Below are 17,498 nucleotides of genomic sequence, written 5' to 3'. Positions count from 1 at the left end.
CGCGGTGAGGAAGAGCCGAGGGGCGGCCCTGGTCAGGGCCGCCCCTCGGAATCCCGGCCTCCGTGGGAGACCGCAGTGGATCAGACCTGGATCCGGCGCTCCACGGCGTCGGCGATCTCGGCCAGCGCCTCGTCGATCGGGATGCCGTTCTTCTGCGAGCCGTCGCGGTAGCGGAAGCTCACGGCGCTGTTGGCCACGTCCTCGTCACCGACGATCACCATGAACGGGATCTTGGATTTCTGGGCGTTGCGGATCTTCTTCTGCATCCGGTCCGAGGACGAGTCCACCTCCATCCGCAGGCCCTTCGCCTTGGCCTGCGCGGCGAACTCCTCCAGATACGGGACATGGGTGTCGCCGATGGGGATGCCGACGGCCTGGACCGGGGCGAGCCACACCGGGAAGGCACCCGCGTAGTGCTCCAGCAGGACCGCGAAGAAGCGCTCGATCGAGCCGAAGAGCGCCCGGTGGATCATGACGGGCTGCTGACGCGAGCCATCGGCCGCGGTGTACTCCAGCTCGAACCGCTCCGGCTGGTTGAAGTCGACCTGGATGGTCGACATCTGCCAGGTACGGCCGATCGCGTCCCGCGCCTGCACCGAGATCTTGGGGCCGTAGAAGGCCGCGCCGCCCGGGTCCATGACCAACTCCAGGCCCTGCTTCTCAGCCGCCTTGCGCAGCTCCTCGGTGGCCTCTTCCCACTGCTCCGGCCCACCGATGAACTTGTCGGAGTCATCCCGGGTGGACAGCTCCAGGTAGAAGTCGTTCAGACCGTAGTCGCGCAGCAGGTTCAGCACGAAGGTGAGCAGATTGTCCAGCTCATCGGCCATCTGCTCCTTGGTGCAGTAGATGTGCGAGTCATCCTGGGTGAAGCCCCGGGCCCGGGTCAGGCCGTGGACGACGCCGGACTTCTCGTAGCGGTAGACCGTGCCGAACTCAAAGAGCCGCAGCGGCAGCTCGCGGTAGGACCGCCCGCGCGCCCTGAAGATCAGGTTGTGCATCGGGCAGTTCATGGCCTTGAGGTAGTAGTCCTGGCCCTCGAACTCCATGGGCGGGAACATGCCGTCCATGTAGTGCGGGAGGTGGCCCGAGGTCTCGAAAAGGCGCGCCTTGGTGATGTGCGGGGTGTTGACGAACTCGTACCCCGACTCCTCGTGCCGCTTCCGCGAGTACTCCTCCATCTCCTTGCGGATCACGCCGCCCTTGGGGTGGAACACCGCGAGGCCCGAGCCCAGCTCGTCGGGGAAGGAGAACAGGTCCAGCTCCGCGCCCAGCTTGCGGTGGTCGCGCTTCTCGGCCTCGGCGAGGAAGTCCAGGTACGCCTTCAGCTCGTCCTTGGTCGGCCAGGCGGTGCCGTAGATCCGCTGGAGCTGGGGGTTCTTCTCGCTGCCCCGCCAGTACGCGGCGGCGCTGCGCATCAGCTTGAAGGCCGGGATGTTCCGCGTGGTCGGCAGGTGCGGACCACGGCACAGGTCCTTCCAGCACAGCTCGCCGGACTTGGCGTCGAGGTTGTCGTAGATGGTCAGCTCGCCCGCGCCGACCTCGGCCGACGCGCCCTCGGCGGCGTCCGCGGCCGACCCCTTGAGCCCGATCAGCTCCAGCTTGTACGGCTCGGCAGACAGCTCCTCGCGCGCCTCGTCGTCGGTGACCGCGCGGCGGGAGAACCGCTGCCCTCTCTTCTGGATCTCCTGCATCTTCTTCTCGATGCGCTTGAGATCGTCCGGGTGGAACGGGGTCTCGACGTCGAAGTCGTAGTAGAAGCCGTCCTTGATCGGCGGGCCGATGCCCAGCTTCGCCTCGGGGAACAGCTCCTGCACCGCCTGGGCCATGACATGCGCGGTGGAGTGGCGCAGGATGTCCAGGCCGTCCTTGCTGGTGATCTCCACGGGCTCGATCTCGTCGCCCTCGGCCGGCTGGTACGCCAGGTCCTTGAGCTGTCCGCCCACACGCACGGCGACGATCGAGCGGTCGCCGGAGAAGAGGTCCGCCGTCGTAGTGCCCGTGGCCACCACGCGTTCTTCCCGCTCGGAATCGCGTTGGATGATCACACGGACGTCTGACACCGGTCTCTCCTGACTGATGGATGGCTCACCGCGGCTAATGCGGCGCAGCGTGAATCGTACCGAGCCGACGGGTGGGACCGCGAAACGGTTGTGCACGCCGTCACCGCGGGGGGCGACCGCCGGGGCGGCCGGTCAGGGGCCGCCGCCGCATGCCTCCTCGAAGAAGTCCAGGTTCTCCTGGAGCGATTTGACCAGCCGGTCCCGCTCGGCGTCGTCCACCTGGACCGGGGTGACGCCGGTGGCCCCGCTGAGCCGCCGGAAGCCGCCGCGGCTCTCCAGCCGCCCCCGCACCCGGATCGGCAGCCCCACCAGATGGGCGTGGCCGGCGATCCGGTAGTCCTCCTCGTCCAGGGTGATCCGCACCAGTGAGACATCCGCCCCGGAGAGCACCCGCAGCCGCACCGTCCCGGGACCGCCGGGGCCGGTACGGCGCAGCCGCACCACCGCACCGGTGAGGCATACGGGCACCGACGGCTCATCCCGGACATAGCGGGCAGCCGCCTCCCGCAGCCCCGGCAGATCGCCGGGTGAGAACTCCACCGGATCGGGCCGGACCGCGAACCCCGGCGGCGGACCGGCGGCCGGTGACCACTCCAGCGCCACCCGCGCCCCCTCCGTGCCCTGGACCAGCGCGACCACCGCCTCGGTCAGCTCCCGGCAGGCCCCCGCCGCGACCGCCGCGTCGTACACCTCCATACCGCCGGTCGTCCGGTGGTAGTCGGCGGCGTCACGGAGGGCGTACAGCGCGCGCAGCAAGGTGACGGCGGTGGCGCGGCCGTCCTCCTCGACGGGCACGAAGACGGTCAGCTCACGGCCACCGGGATCCGCGCCCGGCGGCCCGGTCAGCACCCGCTCCAGTGACGCCTCGGCGGCGCGGCGGTGCCGGGCGCCGTAGTAGCCCGCCCGGCCGCGGGCGGCGAGCGCCGCCGCCAGCAGGGTGTCGCGGGCGGCGGCGCGCAGCCGCTCCTGCGCGGTCCAGGCGGAGGTGCCGCCGGGGGATTCGGGCACCTCGCGCCGCCAGCGGATCTCATCGCTGGGCACGGCGAGGCCGGTGAGCACCTCGCGGGCGGAGGGGGCGGCGCTGCGGCTGAGCGCCATCAGCGCCTCGCCGAGCAGATCGCCGCTGTCGGGGAAGTCCCGGCTCTCGGGCACCAGCAGGCTGGTCGCGCCCGAGAGCCGGCCGGGCGGGGTCCAGCGGGCGTAGCGCCCCGGGGTGCCGCCGCGGCGGCGCCAGCCGTGCCGGGCGAGCAGGGCGCCGAGGACGGCCGGATCGGTCTCGTCGGGGTGCGGGACCGACGGGGGTGCCGGGTCGTCCTGGGGCCACGGTCGGTCCATCACGGTCTCCCTCCCGCCCCGACCCGGGTCATGATCTCGCAGAGCGCGCGGTCGTCGAAGACCCGCGAGGTCGGGATCCGCACGGTGGTCCGGCGGCGGCCCGTGATCGGGTGGCCGGCCAGATTGATCCAGTAGCAGCAGTGGCGCAGGGACAGTCGGTCATACCCGGCTCGCAGCCAGTCCTCCTGGCGGCGCGGCACGATCATCACCACGAGGATCTTGTGCACGGAGACCGGGCTGCGGGCCAGCTTGATCAGGTGGTCGTTGTCGAGGGTGAAGGCGAAGGTCGGGCCCGGAGGGTCCGGTGCGATCTGGTACGTGGCCTTGAGCTGCACCTTGATGGTGACCTCGTCGTCCACGGCGTGGCCGGGCGCGCTGTGGCTGACATGCCAGTCGATGCCGTGGTCGGGAAAGGGCTGGGCCAGTGAGCAGCCAGCGGCGGCGGCGACCGCGTGCAGATACCCCACCTGAAGGGTCTCCATGCAGGCGGTGGCCGCGATCTGGCCACGCACGGGGGGTGTTCCGCTCAGGGCAAGGCCGCTCACCGCCGGGGCCGGGTCGGGTTTCGCGAGCGTCATGTCCGTGACGCCTTCCGGTCGTCGCCGGCATACGTACACCTGTGTTGTCTCCGCGTCAGGACCTCGGCAAACAGCGGCGGTTCGAGGTGCCCGCTCCGGGTATCACCTGGTCGGGGCGGGATGCAGGAGTCATCGACGGGAAAAGCACGAGGAGTTGGGGCCATGCCGTCCTGGTTCGAGGGGCCGCTTGCTGCCTTTGACACGGAGACCACGGGTGTCGATGTCGAGCATGACCGGATTGTGTCGGCGGCGCTGGTGGTGCAGCGCGGGACCGGAAGTCTGCCGGAGGTCCGGCGCTGGCTGGTGAGCCCGGGGGTGCCGGTGCCGCCGGCCGCCACCGAGATACACGGCCTGACCGATGCCCATCTGCAGCGCCACGGCAGATGGCCGGCGCCGGTGATGGACGAGATGGCGCGGGCGATAGCCGAGCAGACCGCGCGGGGCACCCCGCTGGTGGTGATGAACGCGCCGTTCGATCTGACCCTGCTGGACCGGGAGTTGAAGCGGCATCGCAACTCCAGCCTGGCGGGCTATCTTTCGCTGCGCTCGATGAGCGTGCTGGATCCGCGCGTGCTGGACAAGCATCTGGACCGCTATCGCAAGGGCCGCCGCACCCTGCTCGATCTGTGTGCGCACTACGGAGTGGAGCTGACCGGCGCGCATGACGCTGCGGCGGACGCGGCGGCCTCCTTGCACGTGGTGCGGGCGGTGGGCCGCCGGTTCGCCTCGCGTCTGGAGACACTCACACCCGCCGAACTGCACGCCCGCCAGACGATCTGGTACGCGGCGCAGGCCCGGGGGCTGCAGGCGTGGTTCGCGCTCAACGGCTCGGACGAGGTCTGCGACCCGGCCTGGCCGCTGCGTCCCGACCTCGCGGCCGCGGCCTGACGCTCGGGGCGGCGGAGCGAGAAGGAGGCTCAGGCGCGACGGAGCGAGAAGGGATGGCCCGCCGGGTCGGAGTAGATCCGGGTGTCGCGCGGCCCGCCGTTGTTCTTGGTGTCCAGCGGGCGGGCGCCCAGGTCGATGACCTGGCGCTCCGCGGCGTCGATGTCCTCCACCAGCAGGTCCAGATGGGCCTGCTGGGAGTCGTCCGGCCGCGGCCAGCTCGGCGGGGCGAAGCCATGGTCCCGCAGGAACGCCATCCGCGACCCGCCGGGTGCGACGATCTCGATCCGGTCGGGGGTGGTCATCGGCTGGATCTCGGCGCCGAGCACCCGGGCGTAGAACTCGGCGAGCTCTTCGGGTTCGGCACAGTCCAGGGACAGGACGGCTGCGCTGGCTACGGCCATGAGTTCCCCTCCATATCGTCACCCACGGAAGTTTTATCCGGATACCCAGCTCTTGGCCGTACAAGCACACGGACCGGCCTTACCAGCGGACAGACATGAGGCCGGGCCGCCTGCTGGCGGCCCGGCCTCATGGGGTGGTGGGCGATACTGGGTTCGAACCAGTGACCTCTTCGGTGTGAACGAAGCGCTCTCCCACTGAGCTAATCGCCCGGGTTGTCCTCATCGGGGTCTCCCCGGCGGAACGACCTGAACAATACAGGTCGCGGCGGGTTTGGTTCAAACCGTATGTCCGCCGGAGGGCGGCGAGGCCGGACCGGCGGGCCGTGCGGCCAGATGCGCCCGCAGCCCCCGCCGTCCGGAGCGCATCATCAGGGCGTGGTTGGCCCGGAAGACGGGACGGCCAGGCAGCGCGAGGCGGCGCAGCAGCGGCTTGCGGGCCACCACCTCCTGTTCGAAGAGGGCACGGGTGCCGGTCCCGTGGGGCAGCACCGTCCAGCGCGCCCATCCCTCCAGATCGCCCGAGAAGCCGATCTCCAGCACGCCGTCCGCCGGGTCCTGGCGTGCCTCGCTGACGATCAACCGCAGGTCGTACGGGACCAGGGAGCGGAAGCGGGCGGCGCCGCTGCGCTCGTCGATCCGCCGGACCTCACGGACCTGGGGCCACCACCGCGGATAGTCGTCGCCGTTCGCCAGCGCCGCGAAGACCGCGGCGGGGGCGGCGTCGAGGTCCCATCGGCTGTGGAAGCGGTAATGGCACCAGTCCATGCCCTCAAGTGTCGTCGGAACCGTGACCGCGTGGCTAGTCCGGCAGCTTGTCGCCGACGAGCGCGAGGTTCTGGATCGCGGCGAGGCCGTACTGGGCGGTGGCGTTGGTGCTCACCCAGGCCGCCTCCACGCCGGGCTCCAGCACCTGCGGGCCTTCTAGCTCGACCGTCTTCCAGCTGGTGGTGGCGTCGGGATAGCCGTCGCCCTCGTGGTATTCGGTGAACTTCTGCCAGGCGCGGGCGGCCAGCTTGTCGTCCCCCAGCCGGACGGCGGCGTAGGCGTCGAGCCGTGAGTGGCCCTGGACCAGGATCAGGGAGCCGAAGTCGGTGCCGTAGCGGGCCTTCTGCTCGGCCTTGGTGGCGTTGAAGTAGCGGCAGTAGTCCAGCCATGCCTCCGTGAACTTCGGCATGTCGATGAGGTCGATCACCTCGGCGCAGACCTCGACCAGGCCGAAGACCGCGGACAGATGGGAGACGCTGACCTTGGGCTCGTCCTCGATGGCGTACTTGCCGGTGTCGAGGTCGTACAGCCCGCTGCCCTGGACGAAGCCGTTGGGCTGAGCCGCGATGGTCTCCATGGTGGAGCGCAGCCGCGCCTCGGCCTTCTTCGCCTTGGGGCCGCGCCGCTCCCATTCGGTGAGCCAGGCGCCGGCGAGGCCGCTCCAGTCGGTGCCGAAGCCGATGGACAGGGCGTGCGGATCGGGCTCGTAGTCGGGGTCCTCGCGGACCTTGCGCAGGGGATCGAGGACGAGGAACGTCTCGTCGGAGTCGACGAGGGCGTGCATGATGTCGCCGATCCGCTCGTCCGCGGTGAGGAAGTAGTAGTAGCGGCGGTACAGGGCGGTGGAGATGCGCTGCTGTTTGGCGCTGTCGGCGAAGTGCTGGACGCCGTGCCGGGTGCCGAGCCCGGCCCATGTGCCGAGGTGGTAGGCGTCGACCTCGCCGGTGTGCCGGGTCATGGATTCGGCGAAGCGGAAGATGTCGGAGCGGCCGGAGCGCAGATACGCCAGCCACAGCCACAGGTCGGGCGAGAGCTCGGAGTTGTCCCAGGCGTAGCCTCCGACGTCGTACCGCCACTGGTGCCGGTCCCCGTCGTAGGTGTGCATGATGTCGCCGTAGTCCCAGAAGCCGTACCAACGGCGCTGTTCGACTTGGCCCTTGTGGTAATCGAAGAGGAAGTCCAGCCGGTCCTCGATCTTCGCCTTGGCGGTGGTGGAGCGGTCGACGGGGGCGAAGAGGCCGCCGAAGACCTTGGCGCGGGCGATGTCGGCGGGGCCCGCGGCCAGTTGGGGCGGGGTGCGCACGGCGGCGGCCTGCCGGACGAGGGTGTCGGCGTCGGGGGTGGCCGCGTTGGCCCAGAAGGTGAGTTCGCTGGTGCGGGCGATGCCGTACGGGGTGCCGAAGTCCGGTTCGTAGTCCTCGTAGGTGATCTCGAGGCCCTCAAGCTGTTCGGGGAAGGTGTCCTGGCCCATGCCGTCGTGGTAGAAGCGCAGGTCCATGGGCTGGGCCTCGGGCGACCAGAGCCACAGGGTGACCTCGGCCGTGTCCCCGGCGGCGCCGCGGATGTCGAGCTGGGCGGGGAACTTCTCCCAGAAGTCGCGCAGTCCGAAGGAGAGTCCGCCGCTGACGCCGCCCACATAGCCGAAGCCGCTCGCCCGGCCGCCGCCGCCCGCCGCGATCCAGCCGTGGCCGGGCTTGGTGCGCTTGCGCAGGGTGAAGCCGTCGGCGGAGAGCTGGGAGAGGGTGTAGTCGCCCCAGGCGGGGATGAGGTGCAGCCGGGAGGTGACGCGCTGGTCCCAGGTGGCCGGGTCGGGCAGCTTCTCGCCCTTGACCTGGGCGGTGCGGATCTTCGCGCCGGGGTCGCGGCGCAGCCCTGTGATGCCCTTGACGGCCTCGGTGAGGAATCCCTTGCCCTCGCCCGCGATGCGGATATGGCGATCGTACGCCTCGTCGCGCATGGGCACGGAGAAGCGGACACCCAGGCCGCGGATGAAGTCTTTGTTCTGGTCGCCGTCGTACGTGATGGTGTGCACCATGCGGAACGATTCGGCGCCCGCGTAGAAGTAGAGCCGGACGCTGAAGGGGAGCCAGGCCCGGCGGCCCTTACGGTGCTTGCCGTCGATGCGGACGACGGCGCGTACGGGGCCCCGCTGCTCCACCTTCGCCCCGCTGATCTCGCCGTCGAACCGCTCCCACGCGGCGCTGCCGTGGTCGCCGTCGTCGAGGTCGCCCTGGCGGAGCAGGACCAGTCGGCCGTCGCGGGCGATCTCGGTGGAGCCGCGGGTGACAGAGCGTACGAGCTGCTCGCCGCCCTTGCCGATCACGGCCCGGATCACCCCGGTGTCGACGGTGATCCGGCCGCCGCTCTCGGCGACGGTGACCTTCTTGGCGGGCGCGGCGGGTGTGCCGGTGATGAGCTTGTAGGCGCTGCCGGTGAGCCCCTCCCCCGCCGCGTGCGCGGTCCACTTGAGCGAGCCGTCGGGCCAGTGGGCGGTGGCCCAGGTCTGCAGGGGCACCGCCTTGCCGTCGGCGGTGGTCAGCGTGAAGGTCCGGTCGCCGGGGTGGGTGCCCTTGGGCCAGGGGACGCCGAAGGTGGAGCCCGCGGCCGCGCCGAGGCCGCCGTCCTCCAGCCAGGTGATGTCCACGGGCTCGGCGGCCAACTTCTCGGCGGGGCTGTCGGCGGCGGCCTGCGGGCCGTTCGTGGCCAGCAGCCAGGAGAACGGCACGGCGGCGCCGGTGACGGCGGCGGCCTTGAGAAGGTTGCGTCGGGCGATCGGGGGCATGTCCGCTTCACCTTTCGTACGGGGCAGGTGCATGACATGAGCGGGGCCGGGCGGGAGGGGTCGGCGCCGGGAGGCGGGTGGCGCCGGGTCAGATGCTGGCGCGGCGCTCCACCGCGACCGCACAGCCCGCGAGGGCGCCCGCCGCCGGGGCGATCAGCGGCAGCATCTGCCAGGCGGCGACGGCGAGCACCGCGAGCCCGCCGATGAGCAGCAGCGATCCGCCGGGGTCGGCGGTCAGGCCCTGGCGTGCGGCGGTACGGGCGGCGGCCGGCCAGGCGGTGCCGGGCCGCCTTACGGTCGCCGTCCGCAGTCCGAGGACGAGCACCGCGAGCAGGCCCGCCACGCTGACGGCGATCAGCGCGGGCCCGCCGGGCAGCGCTCCGGTGCGGGCCACCCGTAGATCGAAGGCGAGCAACGCGAGCGCCGACCACCACAGCAGGGAGAACCGCCAGCCGCTGCGGGTGGCCTCCCGCAGCCCGGTCAGGAAGTCCCGCCAGGTGGACCGCTCGCCGTCCAGATGGCGGCGAAGGTGCGCACAGCCGGCGGCGAAGGCGGGCAGCAGGGTGATCACCGGCAGGGCGGCGAGCACCATCCAGACGCCGGTCAGCAGGCATTCGGCGAACAGCGCGAAGCGCAGTGTGCCGCGGGCGGGCCGCTGCGCGGTGCGTCGTACGGCGGCTTGGCCCATGGCGGCTCCCGCTGCTTGTCCCATGGCGCTTCCCGTGGCTTGTCCCATGGCGGCCTCAGCCCTTCAGCCCGGAGGTCGCCGCGCCCTCGACCAGATAGCGCTGGAAGGCCAGGAAGAACAGCAGCACCGGCAGCAGGGCGACGAGCGACATGGCGACCATGCCTCCGTAGTCGGCGACGGAGTCCTGGTCGATGAAGAGCTTCAGGCCCAGCGAGACCGTGTACTTGTCCGGTTCGTTGAGATAGAGCAGGGGCCCGATGAAGTCGTTCCACGACCAGATGAAGGTGAAGATCGCGCTGGTGATCAGCGCCGGGCGGCACAGCGGCAGCACGATGTTCCAGTAGATGCGCAGATGGCCACAGCCATCCAGCCGGGCCGCCTCGTCCAGCTCCCGGGGCAGCCCGCGCATGAACTGCACCATCAGGAAGACGAAGAAGGCGTCCGCCGCCAGGTACTTGCCGAGCAGCAGCGGCACATACGTGTTGATCAGGTCCAGCTTCTGGAACAGGATGTACTGCGGAATGATCAGCACCTGGAACGGCAGCAGCAGGGTGGAGATCATGAGCGTGAAGAGCGCGTCGCGCCCCACGAAGCGGATCCTGGCGAAGGCGTAGGCCGCCAGTGAGCAGGAGAACAGCACGCCGATCACCGAACCGCCCGCCAACAGCAGCGAGTTGGTGAAGAAGGTCGAGATCGGCACGTCCGCGATGCCGTCGCTGAGCCGACGGTAGTTGTCGGTGATCGGGTCGGTGGGCAGCAGTTGGAGGCTGCCGATGATCTGGTCACCGGGCTTGAACGAGCCGCCGATCACCCACACCACGGGGTAGAGGATCACCGCCAGCACGGCGAGCGCCCCCACATGCCAGATCACGGAGCGCGCCCCGCGCTGCCGCCCGACCGTCGCAGAAGCACTCACGGCGCCTCCCGCTCAGTCCCGGCGCGCTCCCCTGCGCGGGCTTCCCTCGTCACTGCCCGCTCCTTCGTCGCTGCGCGGCTCCCCAGTCCAGCCCGCGCAGCGCGCCGGGACACGCTCATCTGGCATCCTCCTCGTAGTGCACCCAGCCGCGCTGGGTCTTGAACAGCACCGCGGTCACCAGGCCGATGCCGAGCATCAGCATCCAGGCCATCGCGGCGGCGTAGCCCATGCGCAGATTGCGGAAGCCCTGCTCGTAGAGGTACCAGCCGTAGACCAGCAGGGAGTCGCCCGGTCCGCCGGTGTTGGTGCCCGACCCCGCGATCACCACCGCCGAGGTGAAGACCTGGAACGAGTGGATGAGCTCCAGCAGGAGGTTGAAGAAGAGCACCGGCGAGATCATCGGCAGGGTGATGGACCGGAACCGCCGCCAGCGGCCGGCGCCGTCCATCTCGGCGGCCTCGTACAGTTCGCCCGGTACCTGCTTCAGCCCGGCAAGGAAGATCACCATCGGGGCGCCGAACTGCCAGACGGTCAGGGTGATGAGGGTAGGCAGCGCCCAGTCCGGGTCGCCGATCCAGCCGCCGACATCCCATCCGAACAGGTTCATCGACTTGTCGACGATCGCGTCGTCGTTGAAGATCGCCCGCCAGACGATGCCGACGCTCACACTGGCGCCGATGAGCGAGGGGGCGTAGAACGCCGAACGGTAGAAGCCCTGGCCCTTACGGGGCTTGACCAGCAGCAGCGCCACGGCGAGCGCCGCGGCCAGCTTCAGCGGGGTGCCGATCAGTACGTACTTCAGCGTCACCTGGACCGAGGTCCACCAGCGGTCGTCCTGGAAGAGGTCCTGGAAGTTCTTGAACCCGATCCACCGCGGCGAGTCGAAGAGGTTGTAGTCGGTGAACGCCAGATAGAGCGAGACGAGCATCGGGCCGAGGGTGAGCAGCAGGATCCCGATGCACCAGGGCGTCAGGAAGAGATAGCCCGCGAGGTTCTCGCGGCGGCCCTGGCGCCGCCCCGCCGCGGGGGCAGGGCGGGTGCCGGGGGCGGCCTTGGCCCGGGGCTTCCCGGTGGGAGGCCGCGCTCCATCCGTCGCACGCGTCGTGGTCGGTGTCACGGAAGCTCTCCTCACGAGCCGAGCGCGGACTCGGCCTCGTTGAAGAACTGGTCGACGGCCTTGCCCATCGAGGTCTGCCCCAGCGCGACCTGGGTGTAGATCCTCAGGAACGCGGCCTCGGCGACATCGGCGCCCGCCGGATGCGGGGTGATCGGCTCCAGCTCGGCGCTCACGCTCTTCTCATACGCGGCGATCTTGGCGTCGACGCCCTGGGGCCGGTAGGCGTCGTACTGGGAGTTGGTGGCCGGGATGCCGCGGTTGTAGCCCATGACCTTGCCCACCTCGGGGTCGTGGGTCATGAAGTCGATGAACTGGGCGACTTCCTTGGGGTGCTGGGTGCGGGCGGAGCCGCTGAGCATCAGCGAGGAGAGGTACTGGCCGGTCCGCTTGCCGTCGGTGGTCGGGATGGGCCCGAGGTCGAGGTCGGTCTTGGTCTCGGCGGCGAAGCGGACCAGGAAGTTGTCCCAGGTGAACTCGGAGGCCGACAGGTCGGCGCTGATCGACGCCTTGGGCTTGGCCTGCTCGGACTTCTTGCCGGGCACCAGCTCGTCGGCCTTGGCGTGCTGCTGCCACCGGCCCCACCACTCGGTGAGGTCGTCCTCGGTGAAGCCGAGCTTGCTGTCCTTGGTGAAGAACGCCTTGCCGTTCTGCCGCAGGTACAGGTCGTAGAGATACATCACATTGGCGTTGTCGCTGGCCCCGTAGAGCGTGTCGTCGCTCTTGCGCACCTTCTTGGCGGCCGCGAAGAAGTCGTCCCAGGTCCATCCGTCCTCGACGGTCACTCCGGCCTTCTTGAACGCGTCCGGGTTGTAGAAGAGGGCGAAGGTATTGGCGCCGACCGGCACTCCCAGAAGCTTGCCGTCGATATCCCCGGCCTTCTCCAGCCCATCGCGAAAACCCTTCAGGCTGAGATTTCCGGCCTTGGCCTGACCATTCAGATCCAGGAGAAGATTCTTGTCGCCGTATTTGCGCAGGAAGGCGTAGGAGTTCTGGAAGACGTCCGGTGCGTTTCCGCCCGCGGCCTGGGTGTTGAACTTGCTCCAGAAGTCGGTGTATTCCGAGAAGTCCGTCTTGACCTTGATGTTCGGATGTTCCTTCTCGAACAGCTTCACCGTCTTCTGGATCAGCTCGGCGCGATCCTTGGCGCCCCACCAGGAGTAGCGGATGGTCACCTTGCCGCCCCCCGAGTCACTTCCCCCGCCGCAGCCGGTGACCAGCAGCCCCAGCGCGGCCACCACGGCCGCGACCGCGCGGGCCCCTCTCGCTCTCGCCGTCCATCGCCGAGCACCCATGACACGCCCCTCCCGGGCAGGCCGTCCGACCGCCCCCGTTGGTTGAAACGTTTTAGGCAAGCGCTTGCCGGGACAAGCTAAGGACCAACGACGCGCGCGTCAACGGTTCGGACAGGATCGATCAGGATTGAGGCGAAGCGCTTCGACTACATCACTGGGGACGGCATCGACGGCCTCCTGTCGCCGGACACCTTCGGACAGCCGCCGGACAGCTTCGGACATGCGAGAACGCCGGGGGCCCGGAAGGCAGATGCCTTCCGGGCCCCCGGTCCAGGGTGGGCGATACTGGGTTCGAACCAGTGACCTCTTCGGTGTGAACGAAGCGCTCTCCCACTGAGCTAATCGCCCTGGCGCACGGCCAACATTAGCGCATGCCGGACCGTGCTCATGACCAGTCCTACGACCCCGGACCGGTCACTGCTCGATCTTCCACGGCATCACGATGCCGAACTTCCACACGTAGACCGTCACCGCCGCGGCGCAGATCACCACCGCGATCGTGGTCAGTATGAGATTGCGCCGGCGCACCCTCGGATCCAGGGCGCGGTGCGCCGCCTCGGTGACCTTGCGCTTGGTCCAGGCCAGCACCAGCTGGGCCCAGACGAACTCGGTCGCCCAGATCGCCATTCCGGCGAAGATCACCAGCCACCCCGGACCGGGCAGGGGCAGCAGAATGATGCCCAGGCCCACGACCCCGAGGCCGACGATGAAGACGCCGACCTGCCAGCTCAGGTGGAGCGGGCGTGACCGCTTGATGAACTGCGGCGCCCGGGAACCCCACACCGGCTCCCGCTTCGACCCGTCGCCCCCCGTCGCGGCCTGGGGTGCCGTTTCGGCAGCCCCCCGCCGCCCGTCACTCTCCGCATTCATGTGACCCAACCTACCTGATCATTTGAAGTCACCGGAACGGCGGCAGTACCCATGTCGGAGCTGGGCCGCAAGAGCTACCGGAAGCGCCGCAAAACGGTCAGAGGGGTTTACAACGGCACCGTAGGTGGCATGTCGATTTCGCCGACGTGCGAATCCCCGAGCGCACACTGAGCGAAAGGCCCTGGCGCTTATGAACACCACGGTCAGCTGCGAGCTGCACCTGCGCCTCGTTGTGTCGAGCGAATCCTCACTGCCTGTACCCGCGGGCCTGCGGTATGACACGGCCGACCCTTACGCCGTGCACGCCACCTTCCACACCGGAGCCGAAGAGACGGTCGAATGGGTGTTTGCCCGCGATCTTCTCGCCGAGGGCCTGCACCGGCCCACCGGCACCGGCGACGTCCGTGTGTGGCCGTCCCGCAGCCACGGCCAGGGAGTCGTCTGCATCGCCCTGAGCTCCCCGGAGGGGGAGGCACTGCTCGAAGCCCCGGCGCGGGCCCTGGAGTCGTTCCTGAAGCGAACCGACGCCGCGGTGCCACCCGGTACCGAACACCGCCATTTCGACCTCGACACAGAGCTCTCCCACATCCTGGCGGAGAGCTGAGACCCGGCGAGAGCTGAGCGCTCGGCCGTCCGACTCGGGGAGACGGCGCAAGCCTGGGCGCGATCTACGTGACATGCGCAACCTTTCAGTACCGACCATCCCGACCATGGCAACCCGACAACGGCAGAGGCAGGCGACGGTGCCGTCGCCGCGGCACCCCCCGCGGCGACGGCACCGTCGTGATGCCGCGCGCGGCACCGTCGCGTGCCCGCCCGGGCCGTCCGGTGACCGCCCGGCGCCCGGCAGAGCTAGAGTCGGGCAGATCGAGGGCAGCCCAGGGGCAGCCGCCGACCCAGCCGGCCAGGGAGCCAATCGTGCTGATCAACCACGACACCCGGTGCGCGCTCGACGCGGTCGTCGATCTGGTGAATACCGCGCCCGAGGGTGCGGACCAGGATGACCTCGCCGATGTCGCCGCCCTGCGCCGGTTCGTCGAGCGCAATGACATCAGCGACATCGGCACGCTCGGGGAACGCGACCTCGCCGCCGTCCGGGCCGTACGGGACCGGTTCGCCGAGGTCTTCTCGGCGGCCGGGAACGAGGCCGCCACCCGCCGCTCCGCCGAGCTGCTCAACGCGATGATCGCCGCGGCCGGCACCACACCCCGGCTCACCGACCACGACGGCTTCGACTGGCATGTGCACTACTTCGCGCCCGGGGCCTCGCTCGCCGACCACCTCGCCGCCGACTGCGGCATGGCGCTGGCGTTCCTCGTGGTGGCGGGCGAGCAGGAGCGGCTGCGCCGCTGTGAGGCCCCGGACTGCCGTCACGCCTTCGTGGACCTGTCCCGCAACCGCTCCCGGCGCTACTGCGACAGCCGCACCTGCGGCAACCGGCTGCATGTCGCCGCGTACCGCGCCCGGCGCCGCGAGGCCGCGAGCTGACCGCCCGCGCCCGGCGGTCGGCGGCCGGGCGGAGTGCCGCCTCACCACCGGTGGAGGTCGTGAACGGCGGTCACGAAGAGCAGGGTGCCGATGAACGCCAGGAACAGCATCAGCGGCGGCTGCGAGAGGGCGAAGAGACAGCCACGGGTCTCGTCGCTCGGCGGAACAGGGGGTCCTTCGATGGGGGATTGTTCCCCGGGCGGTGATTGCAACATCTCGCGGAGATCATGACCCAGCCCTCACCCCGCCTGCGACCGGTGATCGTTTTTTGATCGGTCGCTTGTCAGATCCCGTGCTTTTTGAGTATGGCCTCGATGTCGGAGAAGTCATCTGTGCCCGAGCTCGTTCCGCCCTTGGCCTTCGGCCTCTCTGCGGCCTTCGCCCCGGCGGCTCCTCGGCCGGGCCCCAGCGCGGGCTCCGAGGCGCCCGCGGACACCCCGGCCCGTTCGGCCGCGGCCGCCGCGCGGCGCTCCTTACGGGTGCCGCCGGAGCGGCGCTCGACCGCCCGGCTGATCATGAACAGCACCCAGGAGAGGCCGAGCACGCCGAAGCCCAGCCAGACGGTCGGCTTGAAGACCAGGTCCGCCATCCAGTCCAGGATGCCGGTCATCGCCAGGCCCAGCGGGACCAGGGCGTAGGCGGCGATCCGGGTCGCGGCCAGGAACCGCTTGCGGTAGGCGGTCAGCCCGGCGATGCCCAGACCGGCCGCGGACAGCGCGGCACAGATGGTGTCGGTCAGCATCGTTCCTCCCGCGACTGGCGTTCCGGTATGTCCATCGTGCACCCCGTAAGGCGGCGGGGGCCATGGCCCTGGCCCGGGATCAGGGACATCTCCGGGTACGGAGCGGGGACCAGGGGCTGGAAGACTGGCCCCATGAGCCACACCGACCCCTCCCCTCGCCCCGTTCTCGACGTCTGGTGCGAGCTGCAGTGCCCCGACTGCCGTACCGCCCTGGGCGATCTGCGCGCGCTGCGCGAGCGCTTCCAGGACGCCCTGGACATCCGGCTGCGCCACTTCCCGCTGGAGCGCCACCAGCACGCCCACGCGGCGGCCCAGGCGGCCGAGGAGGCCATCGCGCAGGGGCGCGGCTGGCCGTATGTCGAGGCCGTCCTGGAGCGCGCCGAGGAGCTCGGGACCAGCGGTGAGCCGCTGCTGGTGGAGGTGGCCCGGGAACTGGGGCTGGACGCCGAGGAGATGGACACCGCGCTGGTCGACGGCCGGCACATCCTGATCGTGGACGCGGACCAGGCCGAGGGCAAGGCGATCGGGGTCACCGGCACCCCCACGTATGTGATCGGCGGCGAGCGGCTGGACGGCGGCAAGAGCCAGGAGGGGCTGCGGGAGCGCGTCGAGGAGATCGCCGCCCGCCTCATCGCCGAGCGGCCGTAAGGCCGTCGGCAGGGCCCCGGAAGGCCTTGGAGCTGTCCCCTCGGAGCAGGCCCTCGGAGCAGGCCTTCAAAGCAGCGGCTTGTAGAGCTGGTATTCGGTCGGCTCGTAGCCCAGCGAATCGTACAGCCGCAGCGCCGGGGTGTTGCCGCCGAAGACATGCAGGCCCAGGCTGCGCGCCCCGTGCGCCAGGCTCGCGCGCTCGGCGGCCAGCATCAGGGTGCGGCCGTGTCCGCGGCCGCGGTGCGCCTCGGTGACCTCGACGGCGTAGACGTACGCCTCCCCGCTCTCTGCGGCGTCGGCCTCCCCCTCGCGCAGCGCGACCCAGACGGTGCCCACGTCCGTACCGCCGTGGGCGAGGACGCGCAGCAGGGCCCCGGGGGTGTCCGGGCCCTGCGGCAGCAGCGTCGCGTAGTCGGTGTCCGCCTTGGTCTCGGCCTGCTGCCGGGTGACTCCGCGCTCCAGCAGGTCGGCGATGTATCCGGCCCGCTCGCGGGCGCGCCAGGCCGGGTACTCGGCGTCCGCCATGGGGCGTATCGCGCTGTCCCCGGGCAGTTCGGGCGGCTCCGTGAGCCGCTTGAGCATGTTGCGACCGCGCTCGCGGTAGCCGAGCGCGGCCGCGAGCCCGAGGGCGGTCGTGGCCGGTGCGGGGACTCTCACCACCAGCTGGGTGCAGCCCCAGCCGCGCAGCACCTCCTCGGCGGCGAGCGCGGCGACCGTGCCGCGGCCCCGGTGCCGCTCGCCCTCGTCGATGTGGAGCCGCTCGATGCGCCCGGCCGCCGGGCCCAGGCGGGCGTCGGTGGTGAGCTGGACGGAGCCGACGGGGCGGCTGTTGACGCACACCTCGTACGAGCGGGCACGCCCGCCGCCTTCGGTGTGCTGTTCGGGCGCGATGGGCCGCAGAGTGGTGGTCACGAGGGTGTTCTACCGG

18 protein-coding genes and 2 tRNA genes are annotated in these 17,498 nt (G+C 70.3%); 4 read left to right on the top strand and 16 right to left on the bottom strand.

Annotation, left to right across the window (positions count from 1 at the left end; genetic code table 11):
- Nucleotides 1-80 precede the first annotated feature (80 nt).
- The 3 genes from thrS to ACFYOY_RS07590 form a co-directional block, all read right to left on the bottom strand.
- Nucleotides 81-2,060 (bottom strand): threonine--tRNA ligase, encoded by a 1,980-nt coding sequence (gene thrS / locus ACFYOY_RS07600; RefSeq protein ID WP_351902660.1) that lies wholly within the window; start codon nucleotides 2,058-2,060, stop codon nucleotides 81-83.
- 132 nt (nucleotides 2,061-2,192) lie between these two features.
- Nucleotides 2,193-3,395 carry a hypothetical protein gene (locus tag ACFYOY_RS07595; protein WP_351902657.1) on the bottom strand — a complete coding sequence of 401 codons (1,203 nt, stop codon included), beginning with the start codon at nucleotides 3,393-3,395 and terminating at the stop codon, nucleotides 2,193-2,195.
- Nucleotides 3,395-3,973, bottom strand: coding sequence for a DUF4365 domain-containing protein (locus ACFYOY_RS07590; RefSeq protein WP_351902654.1), 579 nt, complete (start codon nucleotides 3,971-3,973; stop codon nucleotides 3,395-3,397). The genes ACFYOY_RS07595 and ACFYOY_RS07590 overlap by 1 nt, the downstream gene beginning before the upstream one ends.
- Before the next feature lie 162 nt (nucleotides 3,974-4,135).
- Here ACFYOY_RS07590 and ACFYOY_RS07585 point away from each other — a divergent pair, with 162 nt between their 5' ends.
- Nucleotides 4,136-4,861, top strand: a complete 726-nt coding sequence (locus tag ACFYOY_RS07585) for a 3'-5' exonuclease (protein ID WP_351902651.1) — start codon at nucleotides 4,136-4,138, stop codon at nucleotides 4,859-4,861.
- 29 nt (nucleotides 4,862-4,890) lie between these two features.
- Here the strand turns inward: ACFYOY_RS07585 and ACFYOY_RS07580 are convergent, their stop codons facing one another.
- From ACFYOY_RS07580 to ACFYOY_RS07535, 10 genes are all read right to left on the bottom strand, one after another.
- On the bottom strand, nucleotides 4,891-5,262 hold the full coding sequence (locus tag ACFYOY_RS07580) for a VOC family protein (RefSeq protein WP_351902648.1): 372 nt from the start codon (nucleotides 5,260-5,262) through the stop codon (nucleotides 4,891-4,893).
- A gap of 135 nt (nucleotides 5,263-5,397) precedes the next feature.
- Nucleotides 5,398-5,472, bottom strand: a tRNA-Val gene (locus tag ACFYOY_RS07575).
- Nucleotides 5,473-5,538: 66 nt separating this feature from the next.
- The gene (locus ACFYOY_RS07570) at nucleotides 5,539-6,027 is read right to left on the bottom strand and encodes an SRPBCC family protein (protein ID WP_351902646.1); all 489 of its coding nucleotides are present in this window, start codon (nucleotides 6,025-6,027) and stop codon (nucleotides 5,539-5,541) included.
- A 34-nt stretch (nucleotides 6,028-6,061) separates the two neighbouring features.
- Nucleotides 6,062-8,809, bottom strand: coding sequence for a Tat pathway signal sequence domain protein (locus ACFYOY_RS07565; protein WP_388585457.1), 2,748 nt, complete (start codon nucleotides 8,807-8,809; stop codon nucleotides 6,062-6,064).
- A gap of 88 nt (nucleotides 8,810-8,897) precedes the next feature.
- On the bottom strand, nucleotides 8,898-9,521 hold the full coding sequence (locus tag ACFYOY_RS07560) for a DUF624 domain-containing protein (protein WP_388585454.1): 624 nt from the start codon (nucleotides 9,519-9,521) through the stop codon (nucleotides 8,898-8,900).
- 31 nt (nucleotides 9,522-9,552) lie between these two features.
- Nucleotides 9,553-10,413, bottom strand: coding sequence for a carbohydrate ABC transporter permease (locus ACFYOY_RS07555; protein WP_388585452.1), 861 nt, complete (start codon nucleotides 10,411-10,413; stop codon nucleotides 9,553-9,555).
- A gap of 115 nt (nucleotides 10,414-10,528) precedes the next feature.
- Nucleotides 10,529-11,530, bottom strand: a complete 1,002-nt coding sequence (locus ACFYOY_RS07550; protein ID WP_388585449.1) for a carbohydrate ABC transporter permease — start codon at nucleotides 11,528-11,530, stop codon at nucleotides 10,529-10,531.
- 11 nt (nucleotides 11,531-11,541) lie between these two features.
- Nucleotides 11,542-12,822, bottom strand: a complete 1,281-nt coding sequence (locus tag ACFYOY_RS07545) for a sugar ABC transporter substrate-binding protein (RefSeq protein WP_351902631.1) — start codon at nucleotides 12,820-12,822, stop codon at nucleotides 11,542-11,544.
- A gap of 276 nt (nucleotides 12,823-13,098) precedes the next feature.
- Nucleotides 13,099-13,170: transfer RNA gene (locus ACFYOY_RS07540), tRNA-Val, on the bottom strand.
- A 66-nt stretch (nucleotides 13,171-13,236) separates the two neighbouring features.
- Nucleotides 13,237-13,692, bottom strand: a complete 456-nt coding sequence (locus tag ACFYOY_RS07535) for a TIGR02611 family protein (RefSeq protein ID WP_351902628.1) — start codon at nucleotides 13,690-13,692, stop codon at nucleotides 13,237-13,239.
- Between the two features lie 190 nt (nucleotides 13,693-13,882).
- Between ACFYOY_RS07535 and ACFYOY_RS07530 the strand changes: the two genes are divergently transcribed.
- The gene (locus ACFYOY_RS07530; RefSeq protein ID WP_003959770.1) at nucleotides 13,883-14,296 is read left to right on the top strand and encodes an SsgA family sporulation/cell division regulator; all 414 of its coding nucleotides are present in this window, start codon (nucleotides 13,883-13,885) and stop codon (nucleotides 14,294-14,296) included.
- A gap of 314 nt (nucleotides 14,297-14,610) precedes the next feature.
- Nucleotides 14,611-15,180 carry a CGNR zinc finger domain-containing protein gene (locus tag ACFYOY_RS07525; protein WP_388585445.1) on the top strand — a complete coding sequence of 190 codons (570 nt, stop codon included), beginning with the start codon at nucleotides 14,611-14,613 and terminating at the stop codon, nucleotides 15,178-15,180.
- 41 nt (nucleotides 15,181-15,221) lie between these two features.
- Here ACFYOY_RS07525 and ACFYOY_RS07520 read toward each other — a convergent pair whose 3' ends face one another.
- Both ACFYOY_RS07520 and ACFYOY_RS07515 read right to left on the bottom strand, forming a co-directional pair.
- Entirely contained in the window at nucleotides 15,222-15,395 is a 174-nt protein-coding gene (locus ACFYOY_RS07520) for a hypothetical protein (protein WP_165455915.1), read from the bottom strand.
- Between the two features lie 68 nt (nucleotides 15,396-15,463).
- Nucleotides 15,464-15,922 (bottom strand): hypothetical protein, encoded by a 459-nt coding sequence (locus tag ACFYOY_RS07515; RefSeq protein ID WP_351902622.1) that lies wholly within the window; start codon nucleotides 15,920-15,922, stop codon nucleotides 15,464-15,466.
- A 132-nt stretch (nucleotides 15,923-16,054) separates the two neighbouring features.
- Between ACFYOY_RS07515 and ACFYOY_RS07510 the strand changes: the two genes are divergently transcribed.
- Nucleotides 16,055-16,570, top strand: a complete 516-nt coding sequence (locus ACFYOY_RS07510; RefSeq protein WP_351902619.1) for a DsbA family protein — start codon at nucleotides 16,055-16,057, stop codon at nucleotides 16,568-16,570.
- A 66-nt stretch (nucleotides 16,571-16,636) separates the two neighbouring features.
- Here the strand turns inward: ACFYOY_RS07510 and ACFYOY_RS07505 are convergent, their stop codons facing one another.
- The gene (locus ACFYOY_RS07505) at nucleotides 16,637-17,482 is read right to left on the bottom strand and encodes a GNAT family N-acetyltransferase (protein WP_388585441.1); all 846 of its coding nucleotides are present in this window, start codon (nucleotides 17,480-17,482) and stop codon (nucleotides 16,637-16,639) included.
- Nucleotides 17,483-17,498: the final 16 nt, after the last annotated feature.

This window comes from Streptomyces sp. NPDC007875 (assembly GCF_042868035.1).
Taxonomy (GTDB): Bacteria; Actinomycetota; Actinomycetes; order Streptomycetales; family Streptomycetaceae; genus Streptomyces; species Streptomyces antimycoticus.
The sequence above is the reverse complement of the archived record's forward strand: the minus strand, read 5'-3'. Positions and strand labels throughout refer to the sequence as shown.

What these genes read in the sequence shown, in the direction of transcription:
- ACFYOY_RS07595 (WP_351902657.1), bottom strand. Translation starts at nt 3,395, where the DNA reads ATGGACCGACCGTGGCCCCAGGACGACCCGGCACCCCCGTCGGTCCCG.
- ACFYOY_RS07590 (WP_351902654.1), bottom strand. Translation starts at nt 3,973, where the DNA reads ATGACGCTCGCGAAACCCGACCCGGCCCCGGCGGTGAGCGGCCTTGCC.
- ACFYOY_RS07585 (WP_351902651.1), top strand. Translation starts at nt 4,136, where the DNA reads ATGCCGTCCTGGTTCGAGGGGCCGCTTGCTGCCTTTGACACGGAGACC.
- ACFYOY_RS07580 (WP_351902648.1), bottom strand. Translation starts at nt 5,262, where the DNA reads ATGGCCGTAGCCAGCGCAGCCGTCCTGTCCCTGGACTGTGCCGAACCC.
- ACFYOY_RS07570 (WP_351902646.1), bottom strand. Translation starts at nt 6,027, where the DNA reads ATGGACTGGTGCCATTACCGCTTCCACAGCCGATGGGACCTCGACGCC.
- ACFYOY_RS07565 (WP_388585457.1), bottom strand. Translation starts at nt 8,809, where the DNA reads ATGCCCCCGATCGCCCGACGCAACCTTCTCAAGGCCGCCGCCGTCACC.
- ACFYOY_RS07560 (WP_388585454.1), bottom strand. Translation starts at nt 9,521, where the DNA reads ATGGGACAAGCAGCGGGAGCCGCCATGGGCCAAGCCGCCGTACGACGC.
- ACFYOY_RS07545 (WP_351902631.1), bottom strand. Translation starts at nt 12,822, where the DNA reads ATGGGTGCTCGGCGATGGACGGCGAGAGCGAGAGGGGCCCGCGCGGTC.
- ACFYOY_RS07535 (WP_351902628.1), bottom strand. Translation starts at nt 13,692, where the DNA reads ATGAATGCGGAGAGTGACGGGCGGCGGGGGGCTGCCGAAACGGCACCC.
- ACFYOY_RS07530 (WP_003959770.1), top strand. Translation starts at nt 13,883, where the DNA reads ATGAACACCACGGTCAGCTGCGAGCTGCACCTGCGCCTCGTTGTGTCG.
- ACFYOY_RS07520 (WP_165455915.1), bottom strand. Translation starts at nt 15,395, where the DNA reads ATGTTGCAATCACCGCCCGGGGAACAATCCCCCATCGAAGGACCCCCT.
- ACFYOY_RS07515 (WP_351902622.1), bottom strand. Translation starts at nt 15,922, where the DNA reads ATGCTGACCGACACCATCTGTGCCGCGCTGTCCGCGGCCGGTCTGGGC.
- ACFYOY_RS07510 (WP_351902619.1), top strand. Translation starts at nt 16,055, where the DNA reads ATGAGCCACACCGACCCCTCCCCTCGCCCCGTTCTCGACGTCTGGTGC.